The 15,836-nt window shown below is 55.3% G+C and carries 13 protein-coding genes and 2 tRNA genes; 5 read left to right on the top strand and 10 right to left on the bottom strand.

Features of this window, described 5'->3' with window-relative positions; all coding sequences use genetic code 11:
- Positions 1–26: 26 nt before the first annotated feature.
- Positions 27–1,439, top strand: coding sequence for an EmmdR/YeeO family multidrug/toxin efflux MATE transporter (locus ACT3RT_RS06685; RefSeq protein ID WP_353501647.1), 1,413 nt, complete (start codon positions 27–29; stop codon positions 1,437–1,439).
- Positions 1,440–1,495: 56 nt separating this feature from the next.
- On the opposite strand, the gene ACT3RT_RS06680 is transcribed toward ACT3RT_RS06685, so the two are convergent.
- The gene (locus tag ACT3RT_RS06680; RefSeq protein WP_496202706.1) at positions 1,496–3,028 is read right to left on the bottom strand and encodes a purine-cytosine permease family protein; all 1,533 of its coding nucleotides are present in this window, start codon (positions 3,026–3,028) and stop codon (positions 1,496–1,498) included.
- 22 nt (positions 3,029–3,050) lie between these two features.
- Entirely contained in the window at positions 3,051–3,761 is a 711-nt protein-coding gene (deoD, locus tag ACT3RT_RS06675) for a purine-nucleoside phosphorylase (protein WP_486029980.1), read from the bottom strand.
- A gap of 316 nt (positions 3,762–4,077) precedes the next feature.
- Here deoD and ACT3RT_RS06670 point away from each other — a divergent pair, with 316 nt between their 5' ends.
- Positions 4,078–4,746, top strand: coding sequence for a Crp/Fnr family transcriptional regulator (locus ACT3RT_RS06670; protein ID WP_496199725.1), 669 nt, complete (start codon positions 4,078–4,080; stop codon positions 4,744–4,746).
- A gap of 67 nt (positions 4,747–4,813) precedes the next feature.
- Here ACT3RT_RS06670 and ACT3RT_RS06665 read toward each other — a convergent pair.
- Positions 4,814–4,889: transfer RNA gene (locus ACT3RT_RS06665), tRNA-Asn, on the bottom strand.
- A gap of 250 nt (positions 4,890–5,139) precedes the next feature.
- Here ACT3RT_RS06665 and ACT3RT_RS06660 point away from each other — a divergent pair.
- A complete protein-coding gene (locus ACT3RT_RS06660; RefSeq protein ID WP_278880845.1) occupies positions 5,140–6,162 on the top strand; it encodes an LLM class flavin-dependent oxidoreductase in 1,023 nt (340 codons plus the stop codon).
- Between the two features lie 74 nt (positions 6,163–6,236).
- Here the strand turns inward: ACT3RT_RS06660 and ACT3RT_RS06655 are convergent.
- The 3 genes from ACT3RT_RS06655 to ACT3RT_RS06645 all read right to left on the bottom strand — a co-directional run bounded on the left by ACT3RT_RS06655 (position 6,237) and on the right by ACT3RT_RS06645 (position 8,898).
- A tRNA-Asn gene (locus ACT3RT_RS06655) sits at positions 6,237–6,312 on the bottom strand.
- Between the two features lie 144 nt (positions 6,313–6,456).
- Positions 6,457–7,233: a DgsA anti-repressor MtfA gene (gene mtfA / locus ACT3RT_RS06650; RefSeq protein WP_034789519.1), complete on the bottom strand. Its 777-nt coding sequence runs from the start codon at positions 7,231–7,233 to the stop codon at positions 6,457–6,459.
- 102 nt (positions 7,234–7,335) lie between these two features.
- Entirely contained in the window at positions 7,336–8,898 is a 1,563-nt protein-coding gene (locus ACT3RT_RS06645) for an EAL domain-containing protein (RefSeq protein WP_496202705.1), read from the bottom strand.
- Positions 8,899–9,135: 237 nt separating this feature from the next.
- On the opposite strand from ACT3RT_RS06645, the gene ACT3RT_RS06640 reads away from it, so the two are divergent.
- Complete coding sequence (locus ACT3RT_RS06640; RefSeq protein ID WP_496202704.1) at positions 9,136–10,146, top strand: alpha/beta fold hydrolase; 1,011 nt, start codon at positions 9,136–9,138, stop codon at positions 10,144–10,146.
- Positions 10,147–10,208: 62 nt separating this feature from the next.
- Here the strand turns inward: ACT3RT_RS06640 and ACT3RT_RS06635 are convergent, their stop codons facing one another.
- Complete coding sequence (locus ACT3RT_RS06635) at positions 10,209–11,840, bottom strand: phosphoethanolamine transferase (RefSeq protein WP_496202703.1); 1,632 nt, start codon at positions 11,838–11,840, stop codon at positions 10,209–10,211.
- A gap of 343 nt (positions 11,841–12,183) precedes the next feature.
- On the opposite strand from ACT3RT_RS06635, the gene lpxA reads away from it, so the two are divergent.
- Positions 12,184–12,972 (top strand): acyl-ACP--UDP-N-acetylglucosamine O-acyltransferase, encoded by a 789-nt coding sequence (gene lpxA, locus ACT3RT_RS06630; RefSeq protein WP_496202702.1) that lies wholly within the window; start codon positions 12,184–12,186, stop codon positions 12,970–12,972.
- A gap of 22 nt (positions 12,973–12,994) precedes the next feature.
- On the opposite strand, the gene ACT3RT_RS06625 is transcribed toward lpxA, so the two are convergent.
- From ACT3RT_RS06625 to ACT3RT_RS06615, 3 genes are read right to left on the bottom strand one after another with little or no spacing between them, the layout of a single operon-like run.
- Complete coding sequence (locus ACT3RT_RS06625; protein ID WP_496202701.1) at positions 12,995–14,005, bottom strand: DUF2891 domain-containing protein; 1,011 nt, start codon at positions 14,003–14,005, stop codon at positions 12,995–12,997.
- Positions 14,006–14,029: 24 nt separating this feature from the next.
- Positions 14,030–14,980, bottom strand: a complete 951-nt coding sequence (locus tag ACT3RT_RS06620; RefSeq protein WP_496199729.1) for a DUF979 domain-containing protein — start codon at positions 14,978–14,980, stop codon at positions 14,030–14,032.
- Positions 14,977–15,666: a DUF969 domain-containing protein gene (locus ACT3RT_RS06615; RefSeq protein ID WP_396132591.1), complete on the bottom strand. Its 690-nt coding sequence runs from the start codon at positions 15,664–15,666 to the stop codon at positions 14,977–14,979. Before ACT3RT_RS06615 ends, ACT3RT_RS06620 begins: the two co-directional genes overlap by 4 nt.
- Positions 15,667–15,836 lie beyond the last annotated feature (170 nt).

Genomic DNA, 15,836 nt, shown 5'->3' with positions numbered 1-15,836 from the left:
GACCTCACCTCATAGCTGGAACTATCTTGCAAAACATCAGAGTTACCGTGCAGCACGCGCTGGAGCGCACCAAGTGGTATCACAAGCGGCGTTCCTATCGTGTGTTGTTCTGGCGTGAAATTACTCCCCTCGCAGTACCGATATTTTTCGAAAATATGTGCGTGCTGCTCATGGGGGTGCTCAGCACCTTTCTGGTCAGCTGGCTCGGCAAGGAAGCGATGGCAGGCGTGGGGTTGGCGGACAGTTTCAATCTGGTGGTGATCGCCTTTTTTGCCGCGATAGACCTCGGTACGACGGTGGTGGTGGCCTTTAGCCTCGGCAAGCTGGATCGCAAACGCGCGCGCAACGCGGCGCGGCAGTCTTTAGTGCTGATGACCCTGTTTGCTTTGCTGCTGGCCGTCGGCATCGAGTTCGCCGGTGAGCATATTATTGACTGGATAGCGGGCAGTGCCGAGCCGCAGGTTAAGGCCCTCGCCCTGAATTATCTCACTATTACCGCGTGGAGTTATCCGGCGGCGGCCATCGCGCTGATCGGCTGTGGGGCCTTGCGCGGTGCCGGTAATACCAAGATCCCGATGCTTATCAACGGCGGGATGAACATCCTCAACATTATTATCAGTAGCGTCCTGATTTATGGCTGCTTCGGCTGGGGCGGTTTGGGCTTTTCCGGTGCCGGATTGGGCCTGACGATCGCCCGCTATATCGGCGCAGCGGTGGTGATTTACGTGCTGATGATCGGCTTCAATCCGGCACTGCGCATTCCCCTTAAAAGCTATTTCAAACGTCTCAATACCGGCATTTTGATGGAAGTGCTGAGCATCGGCGTGCCCGCCAGTATTGAATCCGTGCTGTTTAACGGCGGTAAATTGCTGACGCAGGTGTTCGTCGCCGGGATGGGGACTGACGTGATTGCCGGTAACTTTATTGCCGCGTCGATCGCCTCGCTGATTAACCTGCCGGGCAACGCCTTGGGTTCGACTTCTACCATTGTGGTCGGCACCCGTTTAGGGCGCGGGCAGATGGGGCAGGCCGAGCATCAACTGAAACATATTTTCTGGCTCTCAACCATTGGCCTATGCGCGCTCTCTTTGCTGTCAATGCCCTTGGCGGGCTTGCTAGCGTCCTTCTATACCAAGGAAGATGATGTTATCCACGTGGTGAAAATGCTGGTGTGGCTGAACGCTGCCTTTATGCCATTCTGGGCCGCCTCCTGGGTATTACCCGCCGGGCTGAAAGGGGCTCGCGACGCGCGTTTCACTATGTGGGTATCGCTCCTCAGCATGTGGGGTGGTCGCATCGTCGCTGGTTATACCCTCGGCGTGGTGCTCGGTTTCGGCGTCATCGGTATCTGGCTCGGCATGTGCCTCGACTGGATCATTCGCGGCAGCTTCTTCTACTGGAGATTGGCGAGCGGCAAGTGGCTGTGGAAGTATCGCTAGGGGTTTTCTTTGCAAAAAGGCCGCTTCTCAGCGGCCTTTGTTTTATCTACTTGAAATTACAAGGTTTTTTGTGGATTCAGCGGCTGAGCCTTGGCTGCAGAAGTCGGCTGTGAAGTGATACCCGGCAGGGCGATTTTCAGGCCGAAGGTCAACAGGGCGTAGATCCCGCCGCCCACCAGCATCGACACAATAACGCCGATATTCGCGGTGGCGAACACGCTGTGGCGCGTTTCGTCCGTCAGCAGGAAGCCGACGATGTGCGCGATGTACGGGTCGCCCGAGGTGATGGTGCCTAGGCCGACAATAGTGGCGGTAAACAGCGCAACCAGCGCGGTCCAGCGGCCATTTCTGCCGCCGAATCCGGCTTTATTGGCCATCGTGATATCCCAACCCAAACGTTTTTGGCGCAGGAAGTCGATCAGTTCAATCGCACCCGCCGAGCCCATCACCACCGAGATTGACGCCAAGAATGATTGGAAGGTGGAGAGGAAAGAGTCGGAGATAAACATCAGATAGAACGCGCCGAAACCAATGATAATGGCGTTCAGCATGGTGGTGGTGGCACGGCTAGCAGGAATGCCCAGCGCCAACAGCGCCAGCCCTGAGCTGTAAACGCCGGTGATCGCCGCCGCCAGCAGGGAGATGATGATAACGATGGAGAATGGCACGTAGAACCAGAACGGCAGCAGGTTAGTCAGCGAGGCAATCGGCGCTTGCGCGGCGGCGGCACTGAGGTCCGGATTGCTGTCGGCCAAGAACGCGCCGAGGATCAGTAAAATACTCACCGGCAGAGAGATGCCCGCGGTGGTCCAGAAAATCACTTTTGAGGCCGGGGTTTTCTTCGGCAGGTAGCGCGCAAAATCACCGCCGTAGTTGAGGAAGCCTAGCCCCACCATGGTCATCGCCATCACCACGCCGCCGATGTAAGTCAGCAGGTCGCCGTGCGCCGCGCCCTGTCCCAGCCTGTCCCAGTGAATGTGTGGCAGCATCAGGAAGATAAAGATGATGCTCATAAAGCCGGTCAGCCAGGCGATGTATTTTTCGACTTTCATAATCAGCTGGTGGCCGTAAACCGCAATCGACATGGTTAATGCCAGACTCAGAATAAACCAGCCGAGGATGCACATCAGCGTCGGCTTGCTATCCGCCAGCGCGAAGGCCGTCGGCCAGAGTTTGGCAAATAGCGCCGCGCCGGTGGAAGAGGCCAGAGTGATCAGGGTGATTTTCCAACCCATATTGGAGATGTAGGCAAACAGGGTTGGGAATTTATTGCCGTGATAACCAAAGCAGAAACGGGTTTGGGTCAGCGTCGGCAGGCCGGTTCTTGGGCCGCCCACCGCCAAAATACCTACCAGAATGCAGGAGAGCAGATACCCTATAATCCCGGCGGTGATGGACTGCCACAGGCTCAGTCCCAGCGAGTAAACATACACCCCGTAGGCGATACCGAGGATGGAGACGTTCCACGAAAACCAAATCGGGAACAGCCCGGAAGGGTTGCCGTACCTTTCGGATTCAGGTACGGCGTTAACCCCGTTGGATTCGACTTTGAGGCCGCTTGGTGCAGGTGAGTGTGTAGAGTTCGTCATCGGATAAGCCTTATAAATAAGATCAATCGCTGAATATTGCTGTCTCTAAAGCCAGCTCAAACATGTTGTTTAACGTTTTTTGTAATTGTTCTGCGCTTGGCTCTTCGCCGGTGACGCTATTGACGCAGGCGGTCAACAGGCTCAGGGCTTTGGCGCGGTACTGCGCGGCGATGGTGTAAAGCGCCGAGGTTTCCATTTCTACTGCCAAAATATTCATTTTTTTGAGGGCTGGGAGCATGCCTTCGGGTTTGTCATACAGCAGGTCGTTGGTAAAGGTGTTGCCGAACTGGGTCGGTAGCTGGCGATGCTGCGACACCGTCCAGCAGCGGCGCAGCAGGTCAAAATCGGGCACGGCGGCGAAGTCGTAACCGCCAAAACGGTCGCGGTTGGCGGAAGAAGAGGTGCCCGCGCCGGTAGCGACAATCACGTTGCTCATGTCCACCGTGCTATCCACCGCGCCGCAGGTGCCGATGCGAATCAGCTTCTTCACGCCAAATTCGTTAATCAGCTCATGGGCATAGATTGATACGGACGGGATCCCCATGCCGTGGGCCATCAGCGAGAGAGGTTTGCCGCGATAGTAGCCAGTAAAGCCAAACATATTGCGGGTATCACAAACGCGTTTGGCGTCAGTCAAATAGGTCTCGGCGATGTACTGGGCGCGCAGCGGGTCCCCCGGCATGATCACGGTTTCGGCAAAATCGCCCGGGTTGGCATTAATATGTGGCGTCATCTGATGACCTCCTGACTGGATGTAGGCCATCATGGTAGAAAGCCCTTCGCGCGTAGAAAAAGGCAAATGTCCGACCCTAGCCGACGGCGATCACAAAATTGATTTTTACTGGTCTGCGCGGCTATGGCGGCGAGGCAAAGTGGTGTAGGAGAAAGGAGACTCAGGGCGAGGATCGTGCAAGGGGCATTGACAATGATCAGGGCCGATCGTTAGTCTCAGCAGCCCCTCGACTTCGCGAGCGGCGCGATGGGTAATCCTCAGGGTTGGCGTTACTCACTTAACTATTATTTCGGGCCGGTCGGAGAGCGACGACATCATGACAATCATTCAGCAATACGCTCAGCGCGGATACAAAATCTTGCGCGACGCGGTGCACGCCGCGCCACTCAAAGACAAAGTGATTGGCCCCGATGAGTTCATTTTGCGTCAGGGGGAAGAGATTCAGGCGTTGTACTGGATAACCCTCGGCGAATACACCATGCATTACAATGCCGAAAACGGTAAGACCTTCAGCCTCGGCCAGCGCTTCGTTAGCGACACTATTATTGGTGAAATCGAATACCTCACCCAGACGCCCAGCCAGTTTTCCGTCGTGGCTCACGAGGCCATGGCGGTGAAAGTCATTCCGCTGGCGATGATGGACAGCATCCTCACCAGCCACGTGGAGGTCGGCGTTTGGCTTAGCCAGCTGCTATCCCTCAGCTACCAACGCGGTATGGCAAAAACCATGGAACGCTTCTTACAGCCACTGGTGTTTAACATCGTCGCCGACCTTTACGAGCGTCATCAGCAGCAAAAACCGCTGGTGGATTTCTCCCAGGTTTACCGCGAAGCCGAACGCTTCGGCTGCTCCGAGCGCACCTATCGGCGGGTGATCAATCAGCTGATGGAAGAGAACTACATCCAAAAAAACGCGAATGAGTATGTTATCTGCGACATAGACAAGTTCCGCCAGATATTGACCCATTCAGTCAGGGTGGGATAAGTAGCTCTAACGATTTGAATCGGAAAGCAAAAAGCCCGCTTAGTTTCCTAAGCGGGCTTTTCTAATTTGGCTCCTCTGACTGGACTCGAACCAGTGACATACGGATTAACAGTCCGCCGTTCTACCGACTGAACTACAGAGGAATCGCGTGAATGGGGCGAATAATATCGAGTGACATTGTTGATAGCAAAGATTTTTTTACTTCCACAATCTGATGGGAGACAATTTGTGCAGACGGCTCAAGAACGAGCGACTTTTCATCAATATTCATCAAATAAACTGAACCCTTAGGTTAAATAAATGAAATTTATTCTCATCCTGAGAGGCGTAGAGTAAGGGTATCGCTGTGCCATATCCTCTGGGGATAGGCCGGAATCTAAGGATACTTTTACTATGAAAAAGATTGGCTTTTTATCGTTCGGCCACTGGACGCCATCACCACAGTCGGCGACCCGTTCGGCGTCTGACGTGCTGCTTCAATCCATCGATCTCGCCGTGGCGGCTGAAGAGCTGGGCGCAGATGGCGCTTATTTCCGCGTTCACCACTTTGCTCGCCAACTGAGTTCGCCATTCCCGCTGTTGGCGGCTATCGGCGCAAAAACCAGTAAGATTGAGATTGGTACTGGCGTGATCGACATGCGCTATGAGAACCCGCTGTACATGGCTGAAAGCGCCAGCGCCGCAGACCTGATCTCCGGCGGGCGTTTGCAACTCGGTATCAGCCGCGGATCGCCGGAGCAGGTGATTGACGGCTGGCGTCACTTTGGTTTCCAGCCAGCCGAGGGTGAAACCGACACCGATATGGCGCGTCGCCACACTGAAGAGTTTTTAGAAGTGATACGCGGGAAGGGATTTGCCGAGCCGCATCCGCAGCCGATGTTCCCTAATCCACCGGGCTTACTGCGCCCAGAGCCTTATTCCGCTGGCCTGCGTGAGCGCATCTGGTGGGGGGCGGCGACCAACGCGACCTCTATTTGGGCCGCCAAGTTGGGAATGCATCTGCAAAGCTCGACGCTGAAATTTGATGAAACCGGCGAGCCGTTCCACATTCAGCAGGCGAAGCAGATTCGGGCTTACCGCGCTGCGTGGGCCGAAGCGGGGCATCAGCATGCGCCGAGAGTGTCCGTCAGCCGCAGTATTTTTGCGCTGATGAATGACCGTGACCGCGCCTACTTTGGTTCGAGCAGCAATGATGGCGATAAAATCGGTTATCTCGATGAGCAAACCCGCGCCATTTTCGGCCGCAGCTATGCCGCAGATCCAGAAACGCTGGTGAAACAGTTAAAACAGGACGAAGCCATCGCCGAAGCCGACACTATTTTGCTGACGGTACCCAACCAACTGGGTGTGGATTACAACGTGCACGTGATCGAGTCGATCCTTAAGCATGTCGCTCCAGCGATGGGCTGGCGTTAGGAATAGGGCATACGATTAGAGACACAAAAACCAAAAAGCCCGCTTAAGTTTCCTTAAGCGGGCTTTTCTAAATTTGGCTCCTCTGACTGGACTCGAACCAGTGACATACGGATTAACAGTCCGCCGTTCTACCGACTGAACTACAGAGGAATCGTGTGAACGGGGCGCATGATATCTAGAGCCCCGCGAGGTGTCAACGGCAAAATGGCGCTATTTGACTGACTGTTCAGCAACTGAGCAAAAAGGCCCGAAAAGTGCAAAAAAGGTGCGGCGAGGTCACAGTTTTTAGGCTGATTAAGCGTCGCACGGCTGGTTGCGCAGCAGCCTTGCCAGCGGGTCTTGTTTGTAAAAACGGCTAAAATGGCCGTAAACCAGCGGGAAGCGGCTCGAAAGCAGTTCTGGCGCACTGAAGAAGTACTCGGAGAGCACCGCGAAGCACTCTGCCGGGTCACTGGCGGCATAGGCGTCCATGCTGGCGGCCTCTTCGCCCACCATATCGATCTCATCCTGCAAATTTTCCATCGCGGCGTGCAGGTCATGTTCCCAGGCCACCACGTCGCGCAGCGGAATAGGGGGAATGCCGCTGACTTCGCCGCCGTTGCGCAGGTCGAGCTTATGCGCGGCTTCGTGGATGATTAGGTTAAAGCCCGAGGTGTCGAAAGAGTCCTCGATATCCTGCCAGTTCAGCACAATCGGCCCCTGATCCCAGCTCTGGCCGGAGTGCACCTGCGAACCCGCGTGAACCAGACCATTGTCATCCTGCCACGGGGTGTCCACCACAAAAGGCTCTGGGTAGAGCAAAATCTCGTGGAAGCCGTCGAGCCACTCCGCGCCAAGCTCCATTACCGGCAGGGCAAACAGCAGGGCGATACGCGCCTGCATCTGCTCGTTCAGCTCGATGCCTTGCAGCGGCACCAGCCGTTTTTGGCTCAACAGTTGACCGGCGACTTTCACCAGACGCTGGCGCTCTGGCTCGTCTAGCGAGGCAAACAGTGGAATATCCAGCGCGTCTTGCCACTGTTGCCACTTGTCGGTCTGAAGCTCATTCGATTTCCACGGCCACTTGATCATCGTCTTGCTCGCAAAGTGAACATTTAAATTCATACCCAATTTCAGTCTGTCCACCGAGTATTCAATCAGTTACGGCGGCAAATGTCTGTGACTAAAACCACGTTACGCCTTGCCAAGAGTTATCGGCGCGGGAGAATCGGACTGCAACCACTGCTTGGAGAACTCTTCTGGTGTCACGGGTTTACCGAAGAAGTAGCCTTGGAAGAACTCCAAATGATACGGCGTTAAGTAATCGACCTGCTCCTGCGTCTCAATGCCTTCCGCCACTATCACCATATCTAGCCTTTTGGCTAAATCAATCACGTTATCGACGATATGCCCGGAAAGCGCGTCAGTGCCGATACGGCCGATGAAACTCTGGTCAATCTTCAAAAAGTCGATATGGAATTTTTGTAAGTAGGTCAGGCTGGAGTGGCCGGTGCCGAAATCGTCAAGTGCGATAGACACGCCGAGGCGACGCAGGGCTTTGAACAGGCTGTCGGTGATGTCGCTCGGCTCAATCAGCTCGCGCTCGGTCAGCTCCAGCACCAGATTGATTTTTTTGCCTTTAAAGGCGTCGAGGAAGGTTTTGCAATCTTCAATCAGGCTCAAATCTTTGAAATGGCTGGCACAGATATTAAAGCCGAAATGGAAACCGTCCGGCAGGGTCGACAGCCGAGGGGAGAAATACTCGTGAGTCTGGGTCATCAGTTGGCGCGTCATCTCGACAATCATCCCGCTCTCTTCCGCCAGCGGAATAAACTGGTAAGGCGGCACCAGCCCGGCCTGCGGATGCTGCCAGCGCATCAACACTTCACAACCCGTCAACTGATAATGGGTGCCATCCACCACCGGCTGGAAGTAGGGCACAAACTCGCGGTTGGCGACGCTGGCTTTTAAAATCGCCAGAGGCGTGCCGACGCGTCCCAGCAGCATATAGGTCATCAACCCCATGAATACGCCGAGCAGCGGGAACAGCAGCAGGCTGAATGGCGAGTAGTCGAGCACGTAGCGCCAATGGTTGACGTGTTGAACTAACAGGGCGATTTGATAGGGATAGCGGGTGGAATCCAGACGCAGGCGCGTGCCTTTGAGGTTGTCTGCTCCTAAATGCACTTTGCCCTGATGGTCCATCCACTGGTCGCCAATGCGAATGATCAGTGACGAGCGGGTGCTGAGCAGGTCGAGGATGTTATGCATGTAATAGCCATCCACACCAATCAGTACGCTGTTATTGCCGTGCTGCTGGCGGTAGGCGATCAGCGGATGCTGCGGCGTCACGGCGTTGCCGGTCATCAGGTACAGCTTGCCGCCGACATACTGCCGGTCATTGATCGCGCCCTCTTGCGGGCCAAACAGCGCGGTGCAGTAGATGGTGTCACCGGTCGCCAGATTCACCGTGCGTACGTTGGGGACAATGGCAATTTGCCGCCGCATCTCCAGCACCACGTCGCGACTACAGGATTGCCCGAGGTAGGGCTGCAAGGCGGTGGCGGCCTGGTCGGCATTATCAAACATCTTATCAATCTGCTTCACCGCCTGCTCTAAACGCTGCTGGCCGTCATGTTGCAGCCCTTGCATGGTTTGCCAGGAAACGGAGGCCACGCCAAGCCCGACGATCAGCAGGAAAACCAAGGCTGACGCAGTGATGCGGATATAAGGTCGAATGATTTTGGCTCTTACCAAAATGAAGAGTCCCGAGGTCATAATTGAGAGGCGAAGTAATAGGCTAAATATAACCTATTACTGTTAAAACTGTTTTTAAAAACAGGCGAATATGATGTTTCTGAGCGTATCATCTGGCTTAGATCAATACTCTTATACACGGGGGTTTACATTCTTAGGATTTCTTTGATGGCTTATACTTTGTAGGATTTGTTTTTTAGGCGGTCAGTTGGCCGCGATGATTTTAAGGATTGAGCGATGCCCTCCCCACTGAAATTTCTGCTTCCCGCCGCCTTGTGTTCCCTGCTGTTAAGCCCCCTGGCGATGGCCGATACTCCCTCTTATGGCCCGCAGCTTGAGGGGTTTACTTATCCTTATCCGCAAAAGCACTTCTCCTTTAACTCTCAGGGCGAAACTCTGCAAATGGGGTATATGGATGTCGCGCCGGTCGGCCATAAAAATGGTCAGACGGTGGTGCTGATGCATGGCAAGAATTTCTGCGGCGCGACCTGGGGTGACACCATTAAGGCGCTGGCGGGCAAGGGCTACCGGGTGATTGCGCCAGACCAGATTGGTTTTTGTAGCTCGACCAAGCCGGGCGACTACCAGTACAGCTTCCAGCAGCTGGCGACCAATACCCATGAGCTGCTGAAAAGTCTGAATATTAAGAAAGCGGTGATTGTCGGGCACTCTACCGGCGGCATGCTGGCGACGCGCTACAGCCTGATGTTCCCCAATGGAGTCTCAAAACTGGTGATGGTCAACCCTATCGGGCTGGAGGATTGGAAAGCCAAGGGCGTGCCTTATCGCACGGTAGATCAGTGGTATGACCGCGAGCTGAAACTCTCGGCTGACAGTATTCGTCAGTACGAATTGAAGACTTACTACGTCAATAAATGGAAGCCGGAGTACGATCTCTGGGTAGACATGCTGGCGGGGCTGAATAACGGGCCGGGGCATAAGCTGGTGGCGTGGAACTCGGCGCTGATTTACGACATGATTTTCACCCAGCCGGTGGTCTACGAGTTTAAAGACCTTAAGGTGCCGACCACGCTGATGATTGGGACTTCTGACACCACGGCGATTGGCAGCGACATCGCGCCGCCGGCGGTGAAAGCCAAGCTTGGCCATTACAATGTGCTGGGCAAGCAGATCGCCAAGCTCATTCCCCACGCCAAGCTGATTGAATTTAAAGGGCTGGGTCACGCGCCGCAGATGGAAGAGCCGGAGAAATTTAACGCCGCGCTGCTGAAAACCCTCGCGCAATAACAGCATCCGCGCGGCGAACATGAGGGGCGCGCCGCGCGGATTGACTCTCTTAACTCGCTGCCTTAATTGGCTGTTTTACATTCTCGTAGAATATCCAACTGCGGGTCCAGCTCGTGGGTCTGCACGTTCATGGCGTCCAGAACGGTGTGGAATAAATTATCCTGCGACACCTCGGCATTTTTGCCTTTCCCCTGTAAACACGACAGGTTGACGCCATTGGCACTGGCGTAGCCTGGCGACAGCCAAAACAGCATCGGCACGTGAGTCTGTTCCGCCGGCGCCACGCTGTAAGGCGTGCCGTGCAAATACAGGCCATTTTCCCCCAGCGACTCACCGTGATCCGACAGGTAAATCACCGCCACGTTATAGCTGTCCTGATACTGTTTGGCTTTCTCAATCACCTGAGATACCACGTAATCGGTGTAGCGCAGCGTGTTGTCATAGGTGTTGATCAGCTGCTCGCGCGAGCAGTTTTCAATATCGCTGCGCGGGCAGTCCGGTTTGAAAACGGCAAACTCCGGCGGATAGCGTTTGAAGTAAGTCGGCCCGTGGCTGCCAATCAGGTGCAGGCCAATCAGCCGGTTTTTACCGTCGCGCTTGACCTCGGCGTCGAGATTATCCAGCAGCGCCATGTCATAGCAGGTGTCGCCGTCGCACTGTTTGTTGTCTTTGGCGGTGCTGATAATGACGTTTGGCACCCGGTCGCACACGCCCTTACAGCCTTCGTCATTATCTTTCCACGACACGGATACCCCGGCGCGTTGCAGAATATCCAGCAATCCCTCGCTGTTGCGCGCTTTATTGTTGTTGAAGTCGACTCGCTTCATATTGGAGAACATGCAAGGCACCGAAACCGCCGTGGCGGTGCCGCAGGAGCGGGTGTGGTTGAAGTAAACCACGTCCGGTATTTTCTGGGTGAAGGCGTTGGTGGGCTGGCTATAGCCGCCGGAAGATTGATTCTGCTCGCGCGCCGTCTCGCCAATCACCAAAAACATCAGGGTTGGTTTTTGCGCCGGTGACTGCACCAGCTTGGCATCTTCGCCAATTTTCTCGAACGGCCCGGCGTGGGTGAAGTAGCGATGGTTGTAATACTGGAAGGCGCTGTAGAGATAGTTGGTCGGCACAATTTCCAGATTCAGCGTGCGATTGCTGCGGCCCACCGAGGCGTAGTCTTTGTAATACACCGCGGCCACGGCGGCGACCACCAGCAGTGAGAGCAACATGGAGAGCAGGCGCACGCCAAGGCGGCGCAGTGCCGATTTCGGGTAGCTGACCTGAGTGAAGAACAGCAGCACGGCAGGCAGCAGGCCGGTGAACAGCACCCACAGCACCACGGAGAGGTTGAGGTAAGAAGAGGCTTCGCTCTGCTGGGTCTCAACAACGTTTTCAATCATTCCACGGTCAAACACCACCTGATATTTGAGCATGGCGTAGCTGACCAGGGCGCTTATCGGCAGAATGATAATGAAGAAGGGTTTAAGTAACGGCCGAAAGCTGAACGGCGTGAAGACGAAATTCAGCGCGACAAACAGCACCAGCGGAATGGTGAGAGCAAAGCCCAGATTGTAGGCCGGCAGCGCGTTAAGGATCCGATAGAAGTGCAATAAAATGGGGAAGTTAACGACAAAGGTAAAGTACAGACTCAACAGTAAAGTCAGCCAAAGGTAGCTGACTTTAGGAATAAAATTACGCAAGAAATGCTCCAACGAAAAGGGTCAATACCGGGGAAATTCTGAAGCTGAATGTCTCAACCTGACGCCACTTTAGCGATGCAAGCTTAAGAAAGCCTTAACCTGCGTTTGCAGACAGTTCATGGGCCTAAAGTTCATAAAATAAATAAAATATATAACCGTCTTTTGGCGGCGCAACGCCGTATGCTGGGTAACTCGCACGGCCTGGAAATTTCAGGCGTGGTGCTCTCTCCGTGCTTTCTGAATGCCTTCTGTTTTTTCAGCGCGACCTCGAATTTTGTCCGTTTTCTTCTTATAGAAAGCTTGTCTCAGAGACTGATTTAATCGGGTTCTGGAGGGTTTAGCGTTGATCTCAAATTCTGCCACGGTGGCAACTCAGGCAATTATTTCTCCCGGCGCGATTATCGGCGCGGGGGTGCAGATTGGCCCATTCTGCCTAATTGGCGAGCACGTCGAGATAGGTGAGGGGACGGTGATTGACTCCCACTCGGTGATCAACGGCCACACGCGTATTGGCCGCAATAACAACATTGGTCGCTTCTGCTCGATTGGCGAAGTGAATCAGGACTTAAAATATCGCGGCGAGCCAACTCGAGTTGAGATTGGCGACAATAACCAGATTGGCCGCAACGCTACCATCCATCGCGGCACCCAGCAGGGCGCGCAGACGACTATTATCGGTCATCGAAATCGGCTGTTGTCCAATGTTCACGTTGGCCACGACTGCCTGATTGGCAGCAGCACCGAGATCGGCAATAACACTGCTCTGGCGGGGCACGTGGTGTTGCGAGACTTTGCGCAGGTCGGCTCAATGTGCGCGATTCACCAGTTTTGCATCATCGGCTTCTCGGCGCTGATTGCGGAGCAATCCTGCGTGGTTCAGGACATTCCGCCTTTCGTCCGTGCCAGCGGCAACCGCGCCGTGCCGCAGGGGTTTAACCTGTTGGCAGAAGCTTACCTCTCTATCGATAAGCAGCAGCAGGCCGTGATGCGCCGAGTGTATGAGCAAATCTATCATTGCGGAATGGCGATTGAAGCCTTGAAAGTAGAGGTGCAGCGCCTGAGTAAAGCACACCCCGCGCTGCGCTGTTTTGAGGATTTCTTTGCTTTATCCACTCGCGGCATCATTCGCTGATGCTGCGAGTGGCCGGGGATTATCAGGCTTCCAGCGCCAGCAGGGCGAAGGTTGCCAGCCAGTGTTGGCCCATATAATCCGTGTCGAGGTGGTCCAGCGCGCTGTCTAAATGCTGCTGGGCGCTGTCACGCAGCGGGGCGACGCGCGGGTCGTCTGTCGGCAGGGCCGCCGCCAGCGAACGCTGACACCATGCGCGGCTGAGATTCAACCCGTCCAAATGACCAATCTTGCCGTCAGTTCGGTCCGTGACCGTGGCGGGCACAAACAGCGTTTGCGGCTGGCGCTGGGCCAGATCCGGCAAGAAGTCACTAAACCACTGGGAAAACTCGGCCTGCGGCAACACGCGGCGCATCAATTCGGCTTCCATCAAAGACGGGGATAAAAACTCATCGCCGCCCGGTTCCCACGCCTGACAATTCACATCATGCAGATGCCAGCGTTTGGCAGCCTCTTCGATTTGCGCGGTTAAGGCGTCATTCGCCACGCTGTGCGAATACTCTAGAGCCAGCGATAGGGCAAACGCGGTGTTGAAGTGGCTCCCTACCCGCAGCGGATAGGTGGCTTTCGGCAGAAATTCACAAAATGCCTGCTCGAAGAACTGGCTCATCGGCGCCAGCGTTTTCGCCCAACCGGCGGCCTGCGGCAGCTTCATGGCGTTTAACTGCTGCACCAGTCGCAGGAACCACGCCCAGCCGTAAGGCCGCTCGAACCCTTTATGCTGCGGCTGCTGTAGATAGGCCATCTCCCCGGCAACGTTTTCCGCCGTGAAGTGCTGCTCAACAATGGCAATAATCTGCTCGGCCTGCGGCAGTTGCGGGTATTTGTCGATTAAGCGCAGCAGCAGCCAGTAGCCGTGAACGCAGGAGTGCCAGTCATAACTGCCGTAAAAAATCGGGTGCAGCGCGCGCGGCGTTAGGGCGTCTTCTGGCCCGCTCATGGCATGCATCAGCTTATTGGGAAACTCGCGGTTCAGGTGATCCAGCGCCATCAGGGCAAAGCGGGACGCCATTTCTGGCGTCAGTTGCATCGTCATTTTCAATCTCTCCCGAGTTGGCGGTTAGAAGCGGAACACGAATAAATACATCAGCGCGGTGTTCACCAGCAGCAACAGGGCGCCGGTCAGCCACTGCGCCTTGATGACGCCGTTTTTATCCTGAAGCTCGAGCAGCGCGGCGGGCACGATGTTGAAGTTGGCGGCCATTGGCGTCATTAGCGTGCCGCAGAAGCCGGACAGCATACCGATAGCGCCCATAATCGCCGGATTTCCGCCCAGCTGGTTGACGATCAGCGGCAGGCCGATACCCGCGGTCATCACTGGGAAAGCGGCAAAACCGTTACCCATGATCATGGTAAACAGCGCCATGCCGAAAGTGTAAGCCACGATAATCGCCAGCGGCGAACCCAGTGGAATGATGCTTTTCACCAAGTCGGCCACCACGCCACCGACGCCCGCCAGAGCAAAGAGCGCGCCCAGCGCGGCGAGCATCTGCGGCAAAATTGCCGCCCAGCCCACGGTGTCCATGGTCTGCCCGCCTGCCTTGATGGCCTTCAGCGGCGAGTCGCGCAGCATCACCAGCGCCACGATAAAGGCAACCAGCGTGCCTAGCACCAGTGAGATCAGCGTGACGTTTTTGGCTTCCACCAGACCGCTATTTTTTAGGGTCAGGGTACCGACCAAGGTCACGATAGGGATCAGCAGGGCCGGAATAAAAAGCTTGTTGCCAAAGCGCTTGGCGCCGGCTTCGCGTCTGGCGGTGGCTTCCGGCTGGTCGTTATCCGACTTGCCTTTGCCCAGTTTGCCGGTCCCGGCAATCACCGCCAACAGGATAGCCATACAGCCCGTCACGAAGTGCGGCAGCTCGCCGCCAAGCAGGAAGGTCACGCCATACACTCCCCAGAACAGGGCGTTAACCAGACGGCGGTTGTTGGTTTTGTCATACAGATTGAAAATGGCGTAGGCGCAGAACATCAGGCCCGCGAGGATATAAACCGATTCTAAGCTGATCATTTGGCAATGCCTCCATGCTGAGCATCAAAACGCTTGGCCAGCGAGCGATCCAGCAGCCACAGGCGAATAAAGTGAATAATAAGCGCGGCGATGGCGGTGGGAATGGCCCAAACGGAGAGGTGCAGTGGCTCGACGGAGATCCCGTTTTGCTCCAGGAAGCCTTTGATCAGCAAGATAGATTGCACGGCGATAAAAATATCTTCACCGAAGAACACCGCGATGTTATCGACGGCGGCGGCGTTAGCGCGAATTTTCTGGCGAACGTCATTGGGCAAATCGCCATACTTAGTGACCGCCGCGGCTTCCGCCATTGGGGCAATCAGCGGGCGCACCATCTGCGCATGGCCGCCCAGCGAGTTCAGCCCCAGCGCGGCGGTGACTTGGCGCAGGAAGAAGTAGAGCATCAGCACGCGCCCGGTAGTGGCGGCGTGGATCTTAGAGATCAGGTCGCGCGCGCGCTCTTTCAGGCCGCTGCGCTCGAGGATGGCGATAACCGGCAGCGTCAGCCAAATCAGCCCCATATAGCGGTTCTCGGTAAAGGCTTTACCGAAGGCGCTGATGATATCCACCGTATGCATGCCGCCCGCCGCGCCGGTAGCAATACCGGCAACGGTGACGACTAAAAGTGGATTAAACCGCAGCGCAAAGCCCAGCACCACGATCGGGATGCCTATTAATACCCACATATTTCTTACCCCTGTTGTCTGTAATCTGTGAATGAACTCAACGTCCTGTCTTTATATTTTTTAAGCTGCGCGTTGCTCGCTAATAACCACAAAATAACCTTGAGTTATAAAGTAGACGAGTGAGGAATAACGCTCAGCTTTGTTCGGAAAGTACCAAGCAGTTCGGTGCA

The sequence above is a fragment of the Ewingella sp. AOP9-I1-14 genome, assembly GCF_052375995.1.
GTDB lineage: Bacteria > Pseudomonadota > Gammaproteobacteria > Enterobacterales > Enterobacteriaceae > Ewingella > Ewingella allii.
Note: the sequence above shows the minus strand (reverse complement) of the source record. Positions and strands in the feature narration are given on the sequence as shown.